The 20,161-nt window shown below is 59.1% G+C and carries 20 protein-coding genes and 1 pseudogene; 9 read left to right on the top strand and 12 right to left on the bottom strand.

Annotated elements, in window-relative coordinates:
* Positions 1-6: 6 nt before the first annotated feature.
* Together BOP96_RS19450 and rpoE are read right to left on the bottom strand one after the other, a co-directional pair.
* Positions 7-594 (bottom strand): sigma-E factor negative regulatory protein, encoded by a 588-nt coding sequence (locus tag BOP96_RS19450; protein ID WP_003189451.1) that lies wholly within the window; start codon positions 592-594, stop codon positions 7-9.
* A gap of 32 nt (positions 595-626) precedes the next feature.
* Positions 627-1,208 (bottom strand): RNA polymerase sigma factor RpoE, encoded by a 582-nt coding sequence (gene rpoE, locus BOP96_RS19445; RefSeq protein WP_003172477.1) that lies wholly within the window; start codon positions 1,206-1,208, stop codon positions 627-629.
* Between the two features lie 460 nt (positions 1,209-1,668).
* Between rpoE and nadB the strand changes: the two genes are divergently transcribed.
* Complete coding sequence (gene nadB, locus BOP96_RS19440; RefSeq protein WP_020301035.1) at positions 1,669-3,276, top strand: L-aspartate oxidase; 1,608 nt, start codon at positions 1,669-1,671, stop codon at positions 3,274-3,276.
* Between the two features lie 614 nt (positions 3,277-3,890).
* Here nadB and BOP96_RS19435 read toward each other — a convergent pair.
* The 6 genes from BOP96_RS19435 to BOP96_RS19410 form a co-directional block, all read right to left on the bottom strand.
* Complete coding sequence (locus BOP96_RS19435) at positions 3,891-4,946, bottom strand: hypothetical protein (RefSeq protein ID WP_020301034.1); 1,056 nt, start codon at positions 4,944-4,946, stop codon at positions 3,891-3,893.
* Positions 4,947-5,051: 105 nt separating this feature from the next.
* Positions 5,052-5,468 carry a hypothetical protein gene (locus tag BOP96_RS19430; protein WP_020301033.1) on the bottom strand — a complete coding sequence of 139 codons (417 nt, stop codon included), beginning with the start codon at positions 5,466-5,468 and terminating at the stop codon, positions 5,052-5,054.
* A gap of 187 nt (positions 5,469-5,655) precedes the next feature.
* Positions 5,656-5,955: a hypothetical protein gene (locus BOP96_RS19425; protein ID WP_020301032.1), complete on the bottom strand. Its 300-nt coding sequence runs from the start codon at positions 5,953-5,955 to the stop codon at positions 5,656-5,658.
* Positions 5,952-6,701 carry a hypothetical protein gene (locus BOP96_RS19420; protein ID WP_020301031.1) on the bottom strand — a complete coding sequence of 250 codons (750 nt, stop codon included), beginning with the start codon at positions 6,699-6,701 and terminating at the stop codon, positions 5,952-5,954. The genes BOP96_RS19425 and BOP96_RS19420 overlap by 4 nt, the downstream gene beginning before the upstream one ends.
* A gap of 873 nt (positions 6,702-7,574) precedes the next feature.
* A complete protein-coding gene (locus tag BOP96_RS19415; RefSeq protein WP_131672185.1) occupies positions 7,575-8,024 on the bottom strand; it encodes a hypothetical protein in 450 nt (149 codons plus the stop codon).
* A gap of 194 nt (positions 8,025-8,218) precedes the next feature.
* The gene (locus BOP96_RS19410; protein WP_020301029.1) at positions 8,219-9,658 is read right to left on the bottom strand and encodes a tyrosine-type recombinase/integrase; all 1,440 of its coding nucleotides are present in this window, start codon (positions 9,656-9,658) and stop codon (positions 8,219-8,221) included.
* A gap of 43 nt (positions 9,659-9,701) precedes the next feature.
* On the opposite strand from BOP96_RS19410, the pseudogene BOP96_RS19405 reads away from it, so the two are divergent.
* A pseudogene (locus BOP96_RS19405) lies at positions 9,702-9,893 on the top strand (L-aspartate oxidase); the annotation flags it as partial.
* Here the strand turns inward: BOP96_RS19405 and BOP96_RS19400 are convergent.
* Both BOP96_RS19400 and BOP96_RS19395 read right to left on the bottom strand, forming a co-directional pair.
* Entirely contained in the window at positions 9,862-10,308 is a 447-nt protein-coding gene (locus BOP96_RS19400) for a protein YgfX (protein ID WP_003189446.1), read from the bottom strand. The pseudogene BOP96_RS19405 and the gene BOP96_RS19400 sit on opposite strands and share 32 nt — an antisense overlap.
* Complete coding sequence (locus BOP96_RS19395; protein ID WP_014717362.1) at positions 10,292-10,546, bottom strand: FAD assembly factor SdhE; 255 nt, start codon at positions 10,544-10,546, stop codon at positions 10,292-10,294. The genes BOP96_RS19400 and BOP96_RS19395 overlap by 17 nt, the downstream gene beginning before the upstream one ends.
* 139 nt (positions 10,547-10,685) lie before the next feature.
* Between BOP96_RS19395 and ygfZ the strand changes: the two genes are divergently transcribed.
* Positions 10,686-11,627 (top strand): CAF17-like 4Fe-4S cluster assembly/insertion protein YgfZ, encoded by a 942-nt coding sequence (gene ygfZ / locus BOP96_RS19390; RefSeq protein WP_014717361.1) that lies wholly within the window; start codon positions 10,686-10,688, stop codon positions 11,625-11,627.
* Positions 11,628-11,663: 36 nt separating this feature from the next.
* Entirely contained in the window at positions 11,664-12,485 is an 822-nt protein-coding gene (locus BOP96_RS19385) for an HDOD domain-containing protein (protein WP_014717360.1), read from the top strand.
* On the opposite strand, the gene BOP96_RS19380 is transcribed toward BOP96_RS19385, so the two are convergent.
* Positions 12,486-13,871, bottom strand: a complete 1,386-nt coding sequence (locus BOP96_RS19380) for a sensor histidine kinase (RefSeq protein WP_014717359.1) — start codon at positions 13,869-13,871, stop codon at positions 12,486-12,488.
* Complete coding sequence (locus BOP96_RS19375; protein WP_014717358.1) at positions 13,864-14,535, bottom strand: response regulator; 672 nt, start codon at positions 14,533-14,535, stop codon at positions 13,864-13,866. The genes BOP96_RS19380 and BOP96_RS19375 overlap by 8 nt, the downstream gene beginning before the upstream one ends.
* Before the next feature lie 235 nt (positions 14,536-14,770).
* Between BOP96_RS19375 and BOP96_RS19370 the strand changes: the two genes are divergently transcribed.
* From BOP96_RS19370 to BOP96_RS19350, 5 genes are all read left to right on the top strand, one after another.
* Complete coding sequence (locus BOP96_RS19370) at positions 14,771-16,063, top strand: OprD family porin (protein ID WP_014717357.1); 1,293 nt, start codon at positions 14,771-14,773, stop codon at positions 16,061-16,063.
* A gap of 32 nt (positions 16,064-16,095) precedes the next feature.
* A complete protein-coding gene (locus BOP96_RS19365; RefSeq protein ID WP_014717356.1) occupies positions 16,096-17,079 on the top strand; it encodes a Bug family tripartite tricarboxylate transporter substrate binding protein in 984 nt (327 codons plus the stop codon).
* Positions 17,080-17,151: 72 nt separating this feature from the next.
* Entirely contained in the window at positions 17,152-17,610 is a 459-nt protein-coding gene (locus BOP96_RS19360) for a tripartite tricarboxylate transporter TctB family protein (protein WP_003189430.1), read from the top strand.
* Position 17,611: 1 nt separating this feature from the next.
* Positions 17,612-19,126, top strand: a complete 1,515-nt coding sequence (locus BOP96_RS19355; protein ID WP_014717355.1) for a tripartite tricarboxylate transporter permease — start codon at positions 17,612-17,614, stop codon at positions 19,124-19,126.
* Positions 19,119-20,156: an AbrB family transcriptional regulator gene (locus BOP96_RS19350; protein ID WP_019818491.1), complete on the top strand. Its 1,038-nt coding sequence runs from the start codon at positions 19,119-19,121 to the stop codon at positions 20,154-20,156. Before BOP96_RS19355 ends, BOP96_RS19350 begins: the two co-directional genes overlap by 8 nt.
* Positions 20,157-20,161 lie beyond the last annotated feature (5 nt).

Below are 20,161 nucleotides of genomic sequence, written 5' to 3'. Positions count from 1 at the left end.
AGCGAATCAGCGGTTTTCCTGGCTTGCTGCGCGAGCGTATGGCAGAGCGCTTTCAGTGCCTTTGGCGGCCGATTCCTGCGCATGTTGACGCAGGTAGCCTGGAAGGCGTTGATCTTGCCAGCCGGATTGCCCCTGAAGTACACCATTGGCCATAGGGCCGGTGGTATCGGTGCTTTCCTTGTAGCCAGCCAGCACGGCCGGGCCTTTGACTTGCGGACCGGCCATGACCGGCTGCTGAGTCTGCTGGGCCAGCTCGTTGCCTGCGATCTCGTCCTGGTTGTACAGGCGAACGCCTGCCAACACAGCAACGGTCACCGAGGCGGCCACTGCCAGACGACCCAGGCTACGCCATGGACCACGCGAGGCTTTTGCCGGAACGGCTTCATCCGCCAGTGCAGCAGAAACGGCCGCAGCAATATCCAGACGAGGGATTAGGAGATCCTTGTGCATCACCGCCCGAGCGACTTGGTAACGAGACCAGGTATCACGGGTTTCGGCGTCATCAAATGCGTTGAGCACTCGACGAAGTTCCAGTTCATCCGCTTCGTTATCCATCACTGCGGACAGCGATTCCTGCAGGGCATCACGACTCATGGCGGTTCCTCTCTTGGCTGTCGCCGCTGTCTTTAGTTTTCCTGCAACAACGGTTGCAAGGCTTTGTCGATGGCTTCTCGGGCCCGGAAAATCCGTGACCTCACAGTCCCCACCGGACATTGCATGACGCTCGCAATGTCTTCGTAACTCAGACCATCGAATTCACGTAAAGTTAACGCCGTACGCAAATCTTCTGGCAGTTGCTGAATAGTGCGATGAACGGTGCCTTCGATCTCGTCGCGCAGCAATGCACGCTCCGGCGACTCGAGATCTTTGAGGCCGTGATCACCATCGTAAAATTCTGCATCTTCTGAACTGACATCACTGTCTGGTGGGCGGCGACCGCGTGACACCAGATAGTTTTTCGCCGTGTTAATGGCGATGCGGTACAGCCACGTATAAAACGCACTGTCACCGCGGAAATTTCCAAGTGCACGGTAAGCCTTGATAAAGGCTTCCTGTGCAACGTCCTGCGCTTCATGGGTGTCGTGCACAAACCGCACGATCAACCCGAGAATTTTGTGCTGGTATTTCAGCACTAGCAGATCAAATGCTCGCTTATCACCGCGCTGTACGCGCTCGACCAGCTGCTGATCCTCTTCCTGGGTTAGCATGAACACTCCTCGTTGTACTTGAAGGAGGCTTGCATAACTAAACGATCAGGCTTGCAAACATAGACTCGGGCTTTTCGCAAAAGTTCTCCCCCTTCAAGCAAGTTTCCGGCATGCACTGATTTGGCACACACGAAAAACGCAGCACGGTCGGTGCCGGCTGCGCGAATAATCTTGTCGCCGGTTTCGTGACGCGTCCAATGCTCCCGACGGGCCAATAAACTCAACGTTTTCCCAGCTTTCGGGCAACCTGCTATTGAGTCGGGGCTTATGCAAAAAGTTCCCGTCCCGCCAACCGGCCGTTTCCCAACGCTGCGCAGCATAATCTCACAATGCCACGAAGGCGTGGCTATTGTGCCGCTCCACCCCTCTATATACTAGTGGCCCGTGTGACCCTTTGATTCGCCGATCCAGGCGTCCTGTTTGCGCCCCCCTTTGGATCGCTTTTTGCGGAATCCGTCAAATGAGCCAACAGTTTCAACACGATGTCCTCGTCATCGGCAGCGGCGCCGCCGGCTTGAGCCTGGCCCTGACCCTGCCCAGCCATTTGCGTATAGCGGTTTTGAGCAAAGGCGACCTGGCCAACGGCTCGACCTTCTGGGCCCAGGGCGGCGTGGCTGCGGTGCTGGACGACACAGACACCGTGCAATCCCACGTCGAAGACACCCTTAACGCCGGCGGTGGCCTGTGCAACGAAGACGCCGTGCGCTTCACCGTCGAGCACAGCCGGGAAGCCATCCAATGGTTGATCGACCAAGGTGTGCCCTTCACCCGCGATGAACATGCCGGCAGCGACGACGGTGGCTTTGAGTTCCACCTGACCCGCGAAGGCGGCCACAGCCATCGCCGAATCATTCACGCTGCCGATGCCACCGGGGCCGCGATTTTCAAGACCCTGCTCGATCAGGCCCGCCAACGCCCCAACATCCAATTGCTGGAGCAGCGCGTCGCCGTCGACCTGATCACCGAAAAACGCCTGGGCCTGCCGGGCGAACGCTGCCTGGGCGCCTACGTACTGAACCGCACCAGCGGTGAAGTCGATACCTATGGCGCACGCTTCACCATTCTCGCCTCGGGCGGCGCCGCCAAGGTCTACCTCTATACCAGCAACCCCGACGGTGCGTGCGGCGACGGCATTGCGATGGCCTGGCGCTCGGGCTGCCGGGTCGCCAACCTGGAGTTCAACCAATTCCACCCCACGTGCCTGTATCACCCGCAGGCCAAGAGCTTTTTGATCACCGAAGCCCTGCGCGGCGAAGGCGCACATTTGAAGCTGCCCAATGGCGAACGCTTCATGCAGCGCTTCGACCCACGCGCCGAGCTGGCACCACGCGATATCGTCGCCCGCGCCATCGACCACGAAATGAAGCGCCTGGGTATCGACTGCGTGTATCTGGACATCAGCCACAAGCCCGAAGCCTTCATCAAGACCCACTTCCCGACCGTCTACGAACGCTGCCTGACCTTCAATATCGACATCACCAAGGGCCCGATCCCCGTGGTGCCGGCCGCGCACTACACCTGCGGTGGCGTGATGGTCGATCAGCATGGCCGCACCGACGTGCCGGGCCTGTATGCCATCGGCGAAACCAGCTTCACTGGCCTGCACGGCGCCAACCGCATGGCCAGCAATTCATTGCTCGAATGCTTCGTGTATGCCCGCTCGGCGGCAGCGGACATTCTTGAGCAACTGCCGCGCATCCCGGTACCAGCCGCCCTGCCCCGCTGGGATGCGAGCCAGGTCACTGATTCGGACGAAGACGTGATCATCGCTCACAACTGGGACGAGCTGCGACGCTTCATGTGGGACTATGTGGGCATCGTGCGCACCAACAAGCGCCTGCAAAGGGCGCAACATCGGGTGCGCTTGCTGCTGGATGAGATCGACGAGTTCTACAGCAACTATCGCGTAAGCAGAGACCTGATTGAATTGAGGAACCTTGCTCAAGTAGCGGAACTGATGATCAGGTCTGCCATGAAACGTAAGGAATCTCGGGGTCTGCACTACACGTTGGACTATCCAGAGCTGCTGCCAGAGGCGAAGGATACGATCCTTACACCCGACAAATGAGGCACGTTAGGAGCCATAGCGTAGCACCATGGGGCCCCAGTTTGTAACAGCTTTGGCGCACATTTGTCCCAACGCTGAGGTCCTTATCACCTGCCCGCAAGGGTCCTTATCGTGCGCCTGAGCGAGCATGCGAGGGCCTATGGGGGTAAGCGCGCAGGTTAGTAGTTACAGGTGGTCACTCAGATTTTTGTGCCAGATCCTCATGAGGTGCCCTTGAGGCACCCATACAGCCAGAAGGCCACATGAACACCAACGCAGGCCCGTAGGCCGCGCTAAACGTGTCCATGAAGTTGTCCTAAGAGTTAAGGGATCGGTGAACCGTCAGGTTTGTGAGACCGTATTGAGTGGCAATCTCAAGGATGCCCTCATAGGATTTAGGCCAGCCTCCACCACTTGAGTCGTTGGTGGCCCCTGACTGGAGCAGGGCAAAGCAAACGGCTGCATATGGGGTCAGGTGATCGACTTGTATCTTCGTAACCACCCGTTTGTCCTTGTAGGTATAACAGAGAGTAAAACTCATGGCTGGCCTTGCCGTAACATGGTCGATGCCCAAGCATAGCAACTAAACAGCTCGCCCATGAGGCCCATTACGGACCTCATGGATACAGCGGGTGTTACGGCTTGACGACCACACGGGTGATCAGCGGAAAGTCTACGGTCTCGACCTGAAGTTTCTCAGTAGGGTCCGCTGGGTTTGCCAGCTTCAGCTTGACCTTGGCCTGAGCCATTACGTCAGCGATACCGGTGATTTCGATGTCCCAGCCCTGTACCGAGGCGTTACGGCTGGCGAGGATTGACCACACATCACCGTCGTTACCTTCACGGAACGACAGGGAGGCGAAGCCTTTAGGGAGCATGAAGACGCCACGGTTGCCATCCGAATAGAACTGGGTACGGCAGCCCAACAGGTCCTCAATATCATCTACGCCTGCACGCTGGGCAGCACGCTCAAGGATTGCCTGTTCGGTCATGTGCATCAGCAGCACGAAGTCACTCAGGGAGTTGCCCACTGAGTGGTTGATGCTCAGTGTTAGTTGGTCAATCCAATCCTCAGCACGATCACGTGGTCCAGTGCCAGCAATGGTGACTTCCTTGACCTCGACACTTGGGGACTTCAGGAGAATGTCCACGATGGTAGAGCCGCACGCTTTCTCAAAGTCCTGCATGGCCTTATCCAGCATTTGGCCGATGGAGTTGCTGGTGAAACCTGCCACCACATGAGCATCTAACAGAGTCATACGGTGCGAGAAGAACGCGGCGGTATCAGTGGGCTCCGTAAAGATCACGTCACCGGCAACAGCTTCACCCTTTGTAATGGTCGAGGTGTCGTAGATCGACTTACGTGGGTCGAACTCGACGTTGCGGTCGACCATGTTGACCAGTTGCACAGGGGTCGGCTCAGTGCCCTTAGGTCGAAACTCACACGGGATAGCATCAACGGCGTTCTGGTGCCATTCGCCACCATTAAAGAAGTCGTCAAGGACCGCAACGATACCTTCAGCGGCGACGCTGCCGTCACTGCATGGGGCGCTTGTGGATGCCTGGGTGTTGAACTGAAGGTTACCACCATTGCCCCACACGGCCTGCTCATAGGCAGTCGGTGCGCTGTAACGGTCAGTGTTCTCGCGGTGGTCGGCGGATTTGAAAGCGTTCTGTTTACGAGTAGGCATGATTGAGTATCTCCTGAAAGTTTACTTGAAGGGGTTCAACGGGACGCCAACAAGAGCCAGCGCCACCGGAGGCAAGACGGTGTGAGTCAGTAGGTTGCCCGTGAGTCATTCCCACGAGGACCATGAGGACCGGCCATTAGCGGCACGGATAGCAGCACCACGTGCACGGTATTCAGCCTCGCGGGCCTCACGCTTGGCACGGCGACGGGCGACCTCAAGGGCCGTAGGGGTCGCATAGGAAGCAACGCGCTCAGCATGGGCACGAGACTCAGCTAACTGGCGCTCACGCTCGGCTGCTGAATGGGCCTCACGAGCACGAACTGCTCGGACCACAGCGGGGAACGCATCAGCGATCAGACCAGCGTCAAGGTATTGCTTAACGATGGCCTCACGGGCCGAATCATTCTTACCTGCACCAGCGATCAGCCCAGACAGCATCACGCCTTCAGCGAAGGTACGGGTCACGCTCTGGCCTTGGACTTCAACAGTTTCGGGCGTTACGTTTTGAATGTTCAATTGCATGGTAGGTGTCTCCTAAATTCGAGACATTGATTCATGGCCCTGCCGCATAGAGGCAACGTGACCAGATGGCAAGGAGTAGCCGCACGGACCTCTCAAGGACATGATCAATATCTTCTGGGTTTGGGTTGGTGCGATCACGGGTCTGTAACTTGGCGGGGTGTGATCTTGGTGCCGATGGCGGACGGCGTTACAGTAGATGGATGATGCGTTGAGCTTTCCCTAAAGGGACCTTTAAGCGTGCACGGAGTACCGCGTCGATGTGGAGCGATGGTGACCCGATGATCGACTTAACGAAGGCGCTCAGACCGGGGTGATTGGCTTCGAGGTGGGCCAGTAGGGAATCCAAATGGACCCCGCATGATGACTCGCAATAGAAGCTGTTACGGGCACGTCGATCACGCCAGATGCCACGGAGGGTCAGCAACTTCACGCGGGACGCGGGGGTGACGCACAGGGCATTGAGCTGGTCGAGGAATGAACTGCTCATAGCTGTGCCTCCTTGCATGCACGGCCCCAGCGATCCACACGGGATGCCTGAGCGGCCTTCTTAGCTTTGGCCTGAGCGGCCTTGGCTTCAGCTACGCCGACGTTGATGGTCTCAGTATTTGCACGCAACCAGTCAAGGCCACGGGGTTTGACCCTCCAGCCTTCACGGTTGCCGAAGTCCGATGAGATCGCCACAAAGGCGCCTGATGAGAAACCTTGCTGCTTTGGTCGGATCTGACCAGTACGGCTACCAAAATCGTCACAGACGTGAACGAACATCGTCCCCTTTGCGAGAAATTCAAGAGCAAGTCGAGGCTGTTGAATACCAGCCACACGGCAAGCCTCGGTCCATGTCAGACCCGCGCCGCGAGCCTTCATGTCGAGAGTCGTAGCCTTGGGCATGTTTGCGTCCAGAAGGGCATCTTTATGGCGCAGCTCACGGACGGCACTGTTACGCATGGCGATGAACGCACGAATGACCATCAGGTAAAAGTCGGTTGAAACCCACATGGCGTATGCAATTGCGCCCTCTTCTGTTGCAAGGGTCCCGTTACCGTGGGAGACATGCAAATTTGCATCTTTGATCAGGGCAGCTTGAACAGCATTACGCCACTGACCCGGTTCCCGAACATTCAGAGTCTTGGCGATCTCGTTGAGATTCCACATTCCATCTTCGTTCGGCTTGAAGGTCTGCCCCTCAATCACGATAGGCAGCAGGTCAGTTTGGTTATTGGTGTTGGCCAGCATAGTAGTGGACTCCTTTTGAATGCTCCCTGAGTTCGCTCCCACAGGCCGACCGTCAAGGCCCCACTACGGGCATCGACCATGGCTCAAGAAGCATTCAGAAAGACTTGACGTTGATAAAAGCCCAGCGACGGGCGTAGAGGAATTCAGAACGACCGATTAGCTTAGCGGTCTGTCCCTGTTCTTGTGAGGGTTTTTAATCTGGTCATACTGGAGTACCAACGAGCCGCTACGGTCACACTTCTACAACCACGACATCGAAGGTAGACCCAAGATCTTAATGATCGACCTTAAGGTAACTCTAAGAGCATTCTCTTTAAGGTTTTATTATTTATAGAACTAAACCAATAAAACTTAATCTTAGAGTCATCTTGTAGAGATCTTTAAGTTAAAAGGCCCCTTTATACTGTGCGATCAGAGATAGGAGGCCCAAACCTATCAAGGGTCTATTCACACGAAGCGCGCAGACAGAATCGCTACAGCGGACCTGATGCTGGTCCCGCAGATCCCGTTAGGGCTGCGCTTGGTGGTCATGACGTCTTGGATATTGGGCTACCTGAAAGAGGTAGCGGTGGTCACTGGACGTACACGCCTTGCCCGCAGAGGGCCACCTTGAGGTGACCTTGCGGCATCTTGAAAGGAAAGCAACGCTGATTTAGCCTGTCCCTCTTTGGGTGAGGGTTTTTAAATCTTCGTCGAACGTGCTGCCAACTTGTTAGTTAAGCCACACGCTACAACTGGCTACGCTGTCTCCGACCACTCCGCCCTGTAAGACGCAGTTCGCTGATCGACGGACTCACCTGCTGCTTCACCCAGCCCCAAATTGCTTCGGACCGTGGTACCGATAAGGAATAGCGCTCAGAGCACAAACTAAATCTAAGCCATCCCGCTATACCGTTTGTAAACTTTTAGCGGACACTGAATTTTTTTGCTCAGCCACTCGAATAGCTCGTTACCTCCAGAAAGCATACCTTCCTCGAACTCATCAAAGCCGAAGAGCTTCGCCGCTTCCGAATCTGACTTAAGTGCCATGCGCACTACGTGATATTGCGCCACCGCCGCGCTTGCATCTTCTTCACCATAGAACACGCAAAAAATAAGCTCCAGCGCATTAAGCTCGAATGGACAGCCTCGACTTTGACTGGCTGCATCATAAAAACCACTTATATAGCCCATCAGCCAAAGATCAATAATCGGTTTTCCGTCGTTGGTCCAGTGAACTAATGGAGGATTTCCTCTATCTTCACCACCGCAGAGTAACTGGTACTGCGCCTTGAGCGCCGAGCACACATCAGCTACAAGGTCTGTCACCGCTGGACTACTCACAGGGTAAACCTTCGGCGCTGGCTCGCTCCGCCTCTTAAAAAAACTCATTAGGCCCATTTGCAATGGATTCCTTTCAACCCGTAATGGCTGAAGGCTACCACATACCCAGCGAATCTCCTGAAGCCCGCACACCATAAGCACCATTGAGGCGCTCGCATTGCCTCCGTACAGATCGAACGCCAGCGACCCTCGAATCAGCCTTCTGATAATGCCTCAATCAGAGCTTCGGCCATTCGCTTTACCTCAACCGCACTCCCAGCCCCGTACAGGTCATAACTGATCGACCCCGAGGCGTGCCCCAAGATGGACTCAGCGGTCCCCACAGGCACCTCAGCGGCCTTCAGGGCACCGGCCAGAGAGTGACGCAACGAGTGGAAGGTCTGGGTCCGATCAGCTTTCAAGCTCAAGACATCCCGTAGCGCCCCATTAAGCACGTTCGAGAACTGACCAGCTCCCAAGGTGAACAGCCGAGAGTCGGCCTTCCTGACAAACTCAAGGAACGCCTGAAGATCAAAACCATAAGCGCCATCAGTCAGAGGCACAACACGGAGAGCATTCTTGGTCTTGACCGTCTTGCCATCGTTCCTATTAATGTCGATGACCCACACGCCGCTGACCTGTTTAACGTCAGCCTTGGTCAACTGCCTAAGCTCCTCAATACGGGTCCCAGTGATCACCCCAAGGGACAACGCCCAGCGCTGCCATGCGTCCACAGGAAGGGACTTAGCGTGAGCCATTAGGGCCTTTACCTGATCCTGAGAGAACGCCTCACGGGAACTGTCAGCGCCTTTCGTTGGCTTCAGACCCTTATCAAAACTCTTGTCGAGGTAACCGTTATTCACAGCCCAATCCATGACCGTCGATAGCCGGGTCAGCAGCTTCTTAACCGTCGAAGGCTTACGGTCCTCAAGGAGCTTGTTCCGAAGGTTCTTCATGTCCTCCCGTGTGTGGGTCTTCATGTCCAAGTCGCCAAGGATCGTGCCGATAGCCTCACACGATGACTTCACGTCCCGCATGGTGCTGACCTGAATGCTGTCTTTGCGTTCCGCCATGTAGAGCGCGGAGAGGTCCTTGAATGTCAGACCTGAAAGAGCACTTACAGATAAGGGCAGGGAGAGGGCCACAGACGTGCCACAAGATTCGCCATTGAGGTCCTTCACGATCTCGACCAGTTTCCCCGACCGGCCCCGCATACGCTCCTGCGAAGCCTCAAGGATCTCAAGGGCCTTACTCACTGCCCGTTGCTGATTGATGCTCAGGGGCAACTTTGCGGATGCCTTACGCAACGCCAAGTGATGCTCATCGTTGATCATCTCGTAAGCGACCAGTGAGCTGTCACCGTGTGCCATCGTCAGGTTGTACTCAGCGAACTCAATCAAGCGCTCACGGAGTTCGTCCCATGACGCCTCAGGGTTGTCCAAGTGGTAAGCCTTGAGAGTCGAAAGAATGTCGTCGGAGATGGTCATTGCGGTGGCCTTGTCGGTAGTCCTAAGTGACAGCGTGAAGAAGCCCTTAACGGTTCCTTGAGGGCGAAGGCGAAGGTAATAGCGACCAGACCGGCGATAGTGGTACGGCTTGGCGAGCGCAGTTTGTAACAGGTTTGTCCCACTTGGGGAGTGGTGGTTGACGGTCATCGGCTGAAACCCCTGTATCCATTGGGTTTAGCCTCACAGGGTCGAGTTCTACAGCAACTATAAGGTCAGCCGCGACCTGATCGAATTGCGCAACCTGGCCCAAGTGGCCGAGCTGATGATCCGGTCGGCCATGGAGCGCAAGGAAAGCCGCGGCTTGCATTACACCCTCGACTATCCACAGATGCTGCCCGAAGCCCGGGACACTATCCTGGTGCCAACCACCTACGCCGGCTGAACTTCAGGCGTACCCGCAGGCGCCGGTGCACATCGGCGGCCTGTGCATCCCTTGGCACGCAGATGGACCGCACTCGCCGTTCACCCTGCGCCCGGTAACGCAACACCACGATCAGCGGCAACGCCAGGCTGTCGGGCCGCAGTTGCACAGGGTGCCACCCGCGTGCGGCGCTCCATAATTGCCAGCCATCGTCGTCACGGCGCAGGCCACGAATCGACGAACGGTGAGTGAGCAGAATTTGCCGCGGTAACACCCAGGCACAATGAGCCAGGCATAACAGGATGCCCAGGCTTGAGTAAGGCAGGTTTAGAACCAGCAGGCTGCCCAGCGCGATCAGTTGGGCAAGCACATAGGCCGCCAGCAACAGCCGCGAGGCCTGCCAGCGGCATTCGAAACGATTACTTGGGCTGGACACGGTCCAGGATCATCCGAACCATGCGCTGCAGCTCCGGGTCTTCGGATTCGGCGCGCTCCATGAACCAGCCAAACATGTCCTGGTCTTCGCACGTAAGCAACCTGACGTAGAGGTCGCGGTCCACCTGATTGAGCGTCGCGTACACCTCTTTGGTGAAAGGCACCAGCAACACATCCAGCTCCAGCATGCCGCGACGGCTGTGCCAGTAGAGGCGATTGATTTCTACATCTTCGACCATGGAGCCCTCCTAAAATAGAGCGCAAGTATACAGCCCAGGCGACACCGGAACAGTCGGCTTTGGTCGACCGCGACGAAACTATGCATTTGCCGGACGCCCCTCTATGATGCACCCATGACTTTTTGACCTGCGATGACCCATGGCTGACTCCGCTTTTTTCTGCTCCCTGTCCCACGAAGGCGTTCTCGCCGTCCGCGGCTCTGATGCTGCCAAGTTCCTGCAGGGCCAACTGACCTGCAACCTCAATTACCTGAGTGAAACCCAGGCCAGCCTGGGCGCGCGCTGCACGCAAAAAGGCCGGATGCAGTCGAGCTTCCGCATCCTGCTGCAGGGTGATGGCGTACTCCTGGCCATGGCCACCGAGTTGCTTGAACCGCAGCTGGCAGATTTGAAAAAGTACGCGGTGTTCTCCAAATCCAAGCTCACCGACGAAAGCGCTGCCTGGGCGCGCTTCGGCCTGGCGAACGCAGACGCGGCCCTGAGCGCCCTGGGTCTCGCGCTGCCGGTCGAGACCGATAGCGTGGCGCGCAACGAAGCATTGATCGCCGTCCGCGTTTCCCCGGGCCGTGCCGAACTCTGGGTACCTGCCGAACACGCCGACGCCGTGCGCAGCCAATTGGCCGCGCAGTTGCAACAAGCTCAATTGAATGCCTGGCTGCTTGGTCAGATCCGTGCCGGTATCGGCCAGGTGATGCCCCAGACGCGCGAGTTGTTCATCCCGCAGATGCTCAACCTGCAGGCCGTGGGTGGCGTCAGCTTCAAGAAAGGCTGCTACACCGGCCAGGAAATCGTCGCGCGCATGCAGTACCTGGGCAAACTCAAGCGGCGCCTGTATCGCCTGAGCCTGGAGGCCGACGAACTTCCCGAGCCAGGCACGCCGCTGTTTTCCCCCAGCCATAACAGCGCAATCGGCGAAGTGGTCATCGCGGCAAAAGCTGACCAGTCGATTGAACTTCTCGCTGTGCTGCAAGCCGAAGCTGCCGACAGTGGCGACGTGCGCTTGGGCACCTTGGAGGGCCCGGGCTTGCACCTGCTTGACCTGCCCTACCAACTGGACCGTGATCGCGAGATCCAGCGTTAATCGCCGTACTTTTTTGCAGCACCCTAGAGAGCATGAATGAACAAGCTGGCGGAAAAAGTCCAACAAGCGTTGGTAACGGCCATCGACAACGATGACCTGGTTCTGCCGACATTGCCGGAGGTGGCCCTGAAAATTCGCCAGGCCGCCGAAGACCCGGACATCAGCATCAGCCACCTGAGCAAAGTGATCAGTCGTGACACGGCCCTGTCGGCGCGCCTGATCAAAGTGGTCAACAGCCCGTTGCTACGGGCCAGCCAGGAAGTCACCGACCTGCACACCGCCATCACCCGGCTTGGTACCAACTACAGCAGCAACCTGGCCATCGGCCTGGTGATGGAGCAGATCTTTCACGCCCGCTCCGAGGTGGTCGAACAGAAAATGCGCGACGTGTGGCGCCGCAGCCTGGAGGTGGCGGGCGTGAGCTACGCCTTGTGCCGTCGCCACAGCCACCTCAAGCCAGACCAGGCGGCCCTGGGTGGCCTGGTGCATCAGATCGGCGTGCTGCCGATCCTCACGTATGCCGAGGATCACTATGAGCTGCTGGCCGACCCCGTCAGCCTCAACCACGTCATCGACAGCATCCACCCGGTGCTGGGCGACAAGCTGCTGCGGGTCTGGGACTTTCCCGAGATGCTGGTGAACGTGCCAGGCCAATACCTGGACCTGACGCGCGACTCTGCAAGCCTGGACTACGTCGACCTGGTGCAGGTCGCCGCGCTGTACTGCCACCGCGGCACCGACCATCCCCTGGGGACCGCGCCGATTGCCACATTGCCGGCCATCACGAAGTTACGCATAGACCTGCACAGCGACGCCCTGCGCAGCGAACTGGACGAAGCGCGCTCGATGTTTTACTGATCAACCCGCGATAAAACTCACGCGCACCTTAAGCCCCGCCAGCTCGCCATCATGCAGGCTGATCTGCGCCAGGTGCGCACGGCAAATCTCCCCGACAATCGCCAGCCCCAAGCCCGACCCCATGCCCTGCTGGCTGCGTCGATAAAAGCGCTCGAATACCCGGTCCCGCTCATCCAGCGGGATGCCGGGGCCGTCATCCTCCACCTCCAGCACCGCCGGGGCCGTCACGCGCAGAATCACATTGCCGCCGGGCGGGGTATGGGCCAAGGCGTTATCCACCAGGTTACTCAGCAGCTCATTCAACAGCGTCGGTTCGCCGCGCAGCCATACCGGCTCGTCGGCCTCCAGCGCCAGGGCCACGCCCCGCGCGTGGGCCAGCGGCGCCATGGCCATACCGAGCTCACGGGCCAATTGGCTCAAATCGAGCAGTTGCGCACCGCCTTCGGCAATGGCGCGGGCACCGTTTTCGATGCGGGCCAGGGACAACAATTGATTGGCCAGGTGCGTCAGCCGGTCGGTGCCCTGGGCGGCCGTTTCCAGGGTGTTGCGCCAGGTGGCGGGTTCTTCGGCACGCAAGCCCAGTTCCAGCCTGGCCTTGAGCGCCGCCAGGGGGGTGCGCAGCTCGTGGGCAGCGTCGGCAATAAACTGCGCCTGGCGCTCGAACTGCCCGCGCAGACGTTCGGTGAAATGGTTGAGTGAGCGTACCAGTGGGCCGAACTCGTCCTGAACTTCCACCAAGGGCAGGGGCCGCAGATCATCAGGCTGGCGCTCTTCCACCGCTGTACGCAGGCGTTCCAGCGGGCGCAGCGCGGCGCTCACCGCGAACCACACCAGCAATAACGCACCGATGGCGAGCATGCCCAGGCGCAACAAGGTGTCGGCCATCAGGCTGCGGGCCATGGCCACCCGGGCTTCGTCGGTCTCCGCAACACGAATTTCGGCCATGCCGTTCATGTTCGGTTCCGAGACGGCCTTGAGCAGGCTCACCACGCGCACAGGCTGGCCCAAATACATGGCGTTGTAGAACCGCGCCAAGGCCGGGTAATCGTCGGTGCGGGGCGTGCCGGGCGGCGGGCCGGGCAGGTTTTCGTAACCGGAAATCAGTTTCTGATCAATATCATTGACCTGGTAATAAATGCGCCCGGCACTGTCGTAGGCAAAAGTGTCCAGGGCCACATAGGGCACATTGGCGCTGAGGGTGCCGTCCACCTGGGTCAAACCGGCGGCAATGGTGCGTGCCGAGGCCAGCAGCGTGCGGTCATAAGCGGTGTCGGCGGCTTCGCGACCGTTCCAATAAGCGCTCATGCCGCTGGCGAGCATCAACAACACCAGCAATAACGCAAGGTTGCACAGCAAGCGCCAGCGCAGGCTGCTGGGCTTATGCATCACGGGCTTCCAGCAAATAGCCAAGGCCGCGGAAGGTGACGATGGCGATGGGTTGGCCATCGAGCTTCTTGCGCAGGCGATGCACGTAGATTTCGATGGCGTCGGGGCTGGCCTCCTCGTCCAGGCCGAATACCTGGGAAGCCAATTGCTCCTTGCTCATCACCCGCCCCGGCCGGGCGATCAAGGCTTCGAGCACCGCTTGTTCTCGGGAGGTCAAGGTCATCAGCTCGCCTGCGACCGTGAAGCGCCGAGTGTCGAGGTCGTACACCAGCACACCGCAGGTTTGCTGACGCTCGCCGCCCAACACGCTGCGCCGCAACAGTGCCTTGACCCGTGCTTCGAGCTCCGTGAGTTCAAACGGTTTAGCCAGGTAGTCATCGGCGCCCAGGTTCAGGCCGTGCACGCGGTCTTTTACATCACTGCGAGCAGTCAGCATCAGCACCGGCAGGTTTTTTCCACGTGCCCGCAAACGCGCGAGCACCTCGAAACCATCCAGGCGCGGCAGCCCAACGTCCAGGATCACCGCGGCGTATTCCTCGCTGCTCAAGGCCAGGTCCGCCGCCACGCCGTCATGCAACACATCAACGGTCAAACCCATGCTCTTGAGCGCTTGGGCGACACTTTCGGCGAGCTGCAGATGGTCTTCAACCAGGAGGACACGCATGGATTTCTACCTCATTCAGGGGTGGTCGGCGCCACGCTTTGCCCGGCAGTTTACAGCCGCAACCTGGCCTGTGAAGCCCGAAAACATTGAAAGGCGATTGAAAGGTTAGTGAAAGCTTCGCCCTTTAGCATCCAACCACGGTGGTCTATGCCCGCCGAGTTGCCTGACCCGTAGCGCCCGAAAAACGCCTCGAAGCGTTTTCGCCAAAATAAGAACAATAACGGAGTACACCACGATGCTGTCGACCCAGCCACAGGCTTGCCCGCCTGTTCGCTCTTGCCGTCTGACCCACACCGCCCTCGCCAGTGCCGCTGCCCTTGCCGGCTTTGCGCCGCTCAGCCAGGCTGCCTTCTTCGAAGACAGTAGCGCGACCCTGGAAACCCGCAACATGTACTTCAATCGCGACTTTCGCGACGGTACCAGTGCGCAGCAATCCAAGCGCGACGAATGGGCCCAGGGCTTCATGCTCAACCTGCAATCAGGCTACACCGACGGCACCGTCGGCTTTGGCGTGGATGCGCTGGGCATGCTCGGCGTCAAGCTCGACTCCAGCCCCGACCGCACCGGCACCGGCCTGCTGCCGACCCACGATGACGGCCGCGCCGCCAACGAGTACGCCAAGCTGGGCCTGACCGGCAAAGTGAAAATCTCGGCGACTGAGCTGAAAATCGGCTCGCTGATCCCCGAACTGCCGATCCTCAAGCCCAACGACGGGCGCATCCTGCCGCAGACCTTCAACGGTGGCTTGATCACCTCCAAGGAATTCAAGAACCTGGTGTTCACCGGTGGCCGCCTGGACAAAGCCAAGGACCGCGACGACACCAACTACGAAGACATCGCGCTCAATAACAAGAACAGCCGCTTCCTCAGCGGTGCCACCGGCAAGCACTTCAACTTCGGTGGCGTCGACTACAAGTTCGCCGACAAGATCACCGGCAGCTACCACTTCGCCCAACTCGACGACGTGTATCGCCAACACTTCTTCGGCATGGTCGCCTCACGCCCGATGGGCCCTGGCACTTTCGCCGCCGACCTGCGGCTGGCCATCAGCGATGACACCGGCTCGGCCCGCGGCGGCAATATCGACAACAAGTCACTCAACGGCTTGTTCAGCTATGCCCTCAATGGCCATAAGCTCAGCGCCGGCTACCAGCACATGTCCGGCGACAGCGCCTTCCCATATGTGGATGGCAGCGACCCGTACCTGGTCAACTTCGTGCAGATCAACGATTTTGCCGGCGCTGAAGAACGCTCCTGGCAGGCACGTTACGACTACGACTTCGCCAAGCTGGGCATTCCTGGCTTGAGTTTCATGAGCCGTTACCTCTCGGGTGACAACATCAAGCTCAAGAACGGCGAGACCGGCAAGGAGTGGGAACGCAACAGCGAGATCAAGTACGTGGTGCAAAGCGGCACGTTCAAAGATGTGGCCGTGCGCCTGCGTAACGCCACCTATCGTTCCAACTACTCGGCCCGTGATGCGGATGAAATGCGCTTGCTGGTCAGCTATAGCGTCGCACTTTGGTAGTACCCCTCATAACAACAACGATGGAGATCGCCATGACCCCTTCACTGCGTAAATTTGCCCTCGCCGCCGGCTGCATGCTGTTCGCCGGCCAACTGCTGGCCGCCGACGAACCCAAGCGTCCGGAATGCATCGCCCCGGCCTCCCCTGGCGGCGGTTTTGACCTGACCTGCAAACTGGCGCAAAGCGCGCTGGTGAACCAGAAGCTGCTGACCAAGCCGATGCGTGTGACCTACATGCCAGGCGGCGTGGGCGCGGTGGCCTACAACGCGGTCGTCGCCCAGCGCCCTGCAGATGCCGGCACGTTGGTCGCCTGGTCGAGCGGTTCGTTGCTGAACCTGGCCCAGGGCAAGTTCGGCCGTTTTGATGAAAGCGCCGTGCGCTGGTTGGCGGCAGTGGGCACCAGCTATGGCGCCATCGCGGTGAAAAGCGACTCGCCCTACAAGACCCTCGATGACCTGGTTAAAGCCCTGAAGAAAGACCCAGGCAGCGTGGTGATCGGCTCCGGCGGCACCGTCGGCAGCCAGGACTGGATGCAAACCGCGCTGATCGCCAAGGCCGCCGGGATCAACCCGCGCGAACTGCGTTACGTCGCCCTTGAGGGTGGCGGTGAAATCGCTACGGCTCTGCTGGGGGGGCACATCCAGGTGGGCAGTACCGACATCTCCGACTCCATGCCGCATATCCAGAGCGGCGATATGCGCCTGCTGGCGGTGTTCTCCGAGCAACGCCTGGATGAGCCGGAAATGAAGGACATCCCGACCGCCAAAGAGCAAGGCTACGACATCGTCTGGCCGGTGGTGCGTGGCTTCTACCTGGGGCCAAAGGTCAGCGATGCCGACTACGCCTGGTGGAAAGACGCCTTCGACAAACTGCTGGCTTCCGAGGAGTTCGCCAAGCTGCGTGACCAGCGCGAGCTGTTCCCGTTCGCCATGACGGGCCAGGAGCTGGACACCTACGTGAAGAAACAGGTGGCTGACTACAAAGTGCTGGCCAAAGAGTTCGGCCTGATCCAGTAATCGCTCCTCTTTTTGTGTAATGCCCCTGTAGGAGCGAGCTTGCTCGCTCCTACAGGGGCCTTGGAGTTTTCTATGCTCTTACAACGCATTTTCGCTGCCGTGCTGTTACTGGCCTGTATCGGCCTGGCGCTCATGGCCTGGCCGTATCAAGCGGCCTTTTCCTACGAACCTGTAGGGCCCAGGGCCTTTCCCCTGCTGCTGCTCGGGCTGATGGGCCTGGCGCTCATCTACATGATGATTCGCCCGCAGGCGACCAAACACACCGACGATGAACCCGCGCTGGATCAACCCACGTTGATCAAAATCGGCATCTGTGTGGCCCTGCTGCTGGTGTTTGCCGGCACATTCGAATCCTTGGGTTTCATTCTCAGCAGCATGCTGATCGGTATTCCGATGGCACGGCTGTACGGCGGCCGCTGGTTGCCCAGCGTGGTGATCATCACCTTGATGAGCGTCGGTCTTTATCTGCTGTTCGATAAAACCATGGACGTACCGTTGCCCCTCGGCCTGCTCGACGTTCTGGAGAACTGACATGGATACTTTTGGCTATTTGGGCCAGGGTTTCGGCGTTGCGCTGAGCCCCTATAACCTGGTGACCGCGTTGTGCGGCACCCTGATTGGCACCGTGGTCGGCCTGTTGCCGGGCCTGGGCCCGATCAACGGCGTGGCACTGTTGATCCCCATCGCCTTTGCCCTGGGCTTGCCGCCCGAGTCGGCGCTGATCCTGCTGGCAGCCGTGTACCTGGGTTGTGAATACGGCGGCCGCATCAGCTCGATTCTGCTGAACATCCCGGGCGAAGCCTCCACTGTGATGACCACCCTCGACGGCTACCCGATGGCCCGCAAAGGCCTGGCCGGCGTGGCACTGTCGTTGTCGGCCTGGAGTTCGTTCATTGGGGCGTTTATCGCCACCTGCGGCATGGTGCTGTTCGCCCCGCTGCTGGCCAAGTGGGCAATTGCGTTCGGCCCGGCGGAATATTTTGTCTTAATGGTGTTTGCGATTGTCTGCCTGGGCGGCATGGCCGGTGACAAACCACTGAAGACTTTTGTTGCGGCGCTGATCGGCTTGTTCCTTTCCTGCGTGGGCATCGACGCCAACAGCGGTGTGTACCGCTTTACCGGCGACAATATTCACCTGACCGATGGCATCCAGTTCGTGGTGTTGGTACTCGGCCTGTTCTCCATCAGCGAGATTCTCCTGCTGCTGGAAAAAACCCATCGTGGCCAGGAAGCAGTGAAGGCCACCGGGCGCATGATGTTCAACGTCAAGGAAGCCTTATCGGTACTGACCGTGAACCTTCGTTGCGGCGTATCGGGTTTTATCATCGGCGTATTGCCGGGTGCGGGTGCGACCATGGCCTCGGCCGTTGCCTACATGACCGAGAAACGCATCGCAGGCGCCAGCGGCAAGTTCGGCCAAGGCGACATGCGCGGCCTGGCCGCCCCTGAAACCGCCATTGGCGCATCGGTCTGCGGCGCCATGGTGCCGATGCTGACCCTCGGCGTTCCTGGCTCCGGCACCACAGCGGTGATGATCGGCGCCCTGTCGCTGTACAACATCACTCCCGGCCCACTGCTGTTCCAACAGCAACCGGACATTGTCTGGGGCCTGATCGCCTCGTTGTTCATCGCCAACATCATGCTGGTCGTGCTCAACATCCCGATGATCCGCATCTTCACCCGTATCCTCGCCGTGCCGAACTGGGCGCTGGTGCCGGTGATCGCCATCATCACCGCGATTGGCGTGTACGCCGTGCATGCCACCACCTTCGATCTGTTCCTGATGATCGCCATCGGCATCTTCGGCTACATCCTGCGCAAGCTGGACTTCCCGCTGTCGCCGCTGCTGCTGGGCTTTATCCTCGGCGGTTTGATGGAGCAGAACCTACGCCGTGCGCTGTCGATCTCCAACGGTGCGCTGGAAATCCTGTGGTCGAGCCCGATCACCTTTGGCGTCTGGGTGCTGACCGCAATCATGCTGCTTGTACCGCTGCTGCGTATCTGGCGTAAACGCGTGCAACAGCGTCGTGCCCTGGCCGATGTCTGAGGTCACCTTTAAACATTGGTGGGGAACACCGCTGGTCGGCCTGGCCGGCGGTTACCTGGCCAGCCTGGTGGGCTGGCCGTTGCCGTACATGGTCGGCTCGTTGCTGGCGATTATCCTGGTGCGTTGCCTCACGCCCTGGCAGTTGGCGGAGATTCCCGGCGGGCGCAAATGCGGCCAATGGGTGGTGGGCATCGGCATTGGCCTGCACTTCACCCCACTGGTGATCGAGCAGGTGATGAGCCACTTCGGCCTGATCTTCTTCGGTGCACTGGTCACCAGCTTGTCGAGCGTGGTCGGCGTGTGGTTGATGCGCCGCAGCGGGGAAGACCGCGCCACGGCGTTTTTCTCCAGCATGCCGGGCGGTTCCGGGGAGATGGTCAACCTGGGCGCTCGCAACGGCGCGGTGCTCAGCCGGGTTGCGGCCGGGCAGAGTTTGCGTGTGCTGGTGGTGGTGTTGTGTGTACCGGCGATCTTCAAGTATTTGCTCGGAGGCGGCGCACCGCAGTTTCACCCGGCGCCGGTGGACTGGGCGTGGCTGGCCCTGCTGTTTCCGGTGGGTGCGCTGGTTGCCTGGGGCTGGCAACGCTTGCGCCAACCCAACCCTTGGCTGTTCGGGCCATTGCTGGTGAGTGCGATTGCCAGTGTGACCTGGGATTTACACATTGGCCTGCCCGACGGCGGCAGCCAGATCGGCCAATGGTTGATCGGCAGCGGGTTGGGCTGCCACTTCAATCGGCAGTTCTTCCGTCGCGCGCCCTCATTCATGGGCCGCACTTTGATTGGCACGGCATTGACCATGCTGCTGGCGACGTTAGCGGCGGTGGGCTTGAGCGCCCTCACTCACCTCGACCTGCGATCACTGACCCTGGGCATGATGCCAGGCGGTATCGCTGAGATGAGCCTGACAGCTGAAACCCTGCAGCTGTCGGTGCCCTTGGTGACGGCGATGCAGGTGATGCGCTTGTTGTTCGTGCTGTTCTTGGCCGAGCCTTTGTTTCGGCACTGGAACCGTCAGCCCGATCCCCTCTAAAACCT

Source organism: Pseudomonas sp. FSL W5-0203, from assembly GCF_001896155.1.
Lineage (GTDB): Bacteria > Pseudomonadota > Gammaproteobacteria > Pseudomonadales > Pseudomonadaceae > Aquipseudomonas > Aquipseudomonas paracarnis.
The sequence above is the reverse complement of the archived record's forward strand: the minus strand, read 5'-3'. Positions and strand labels throughout refer to the sequence as shown.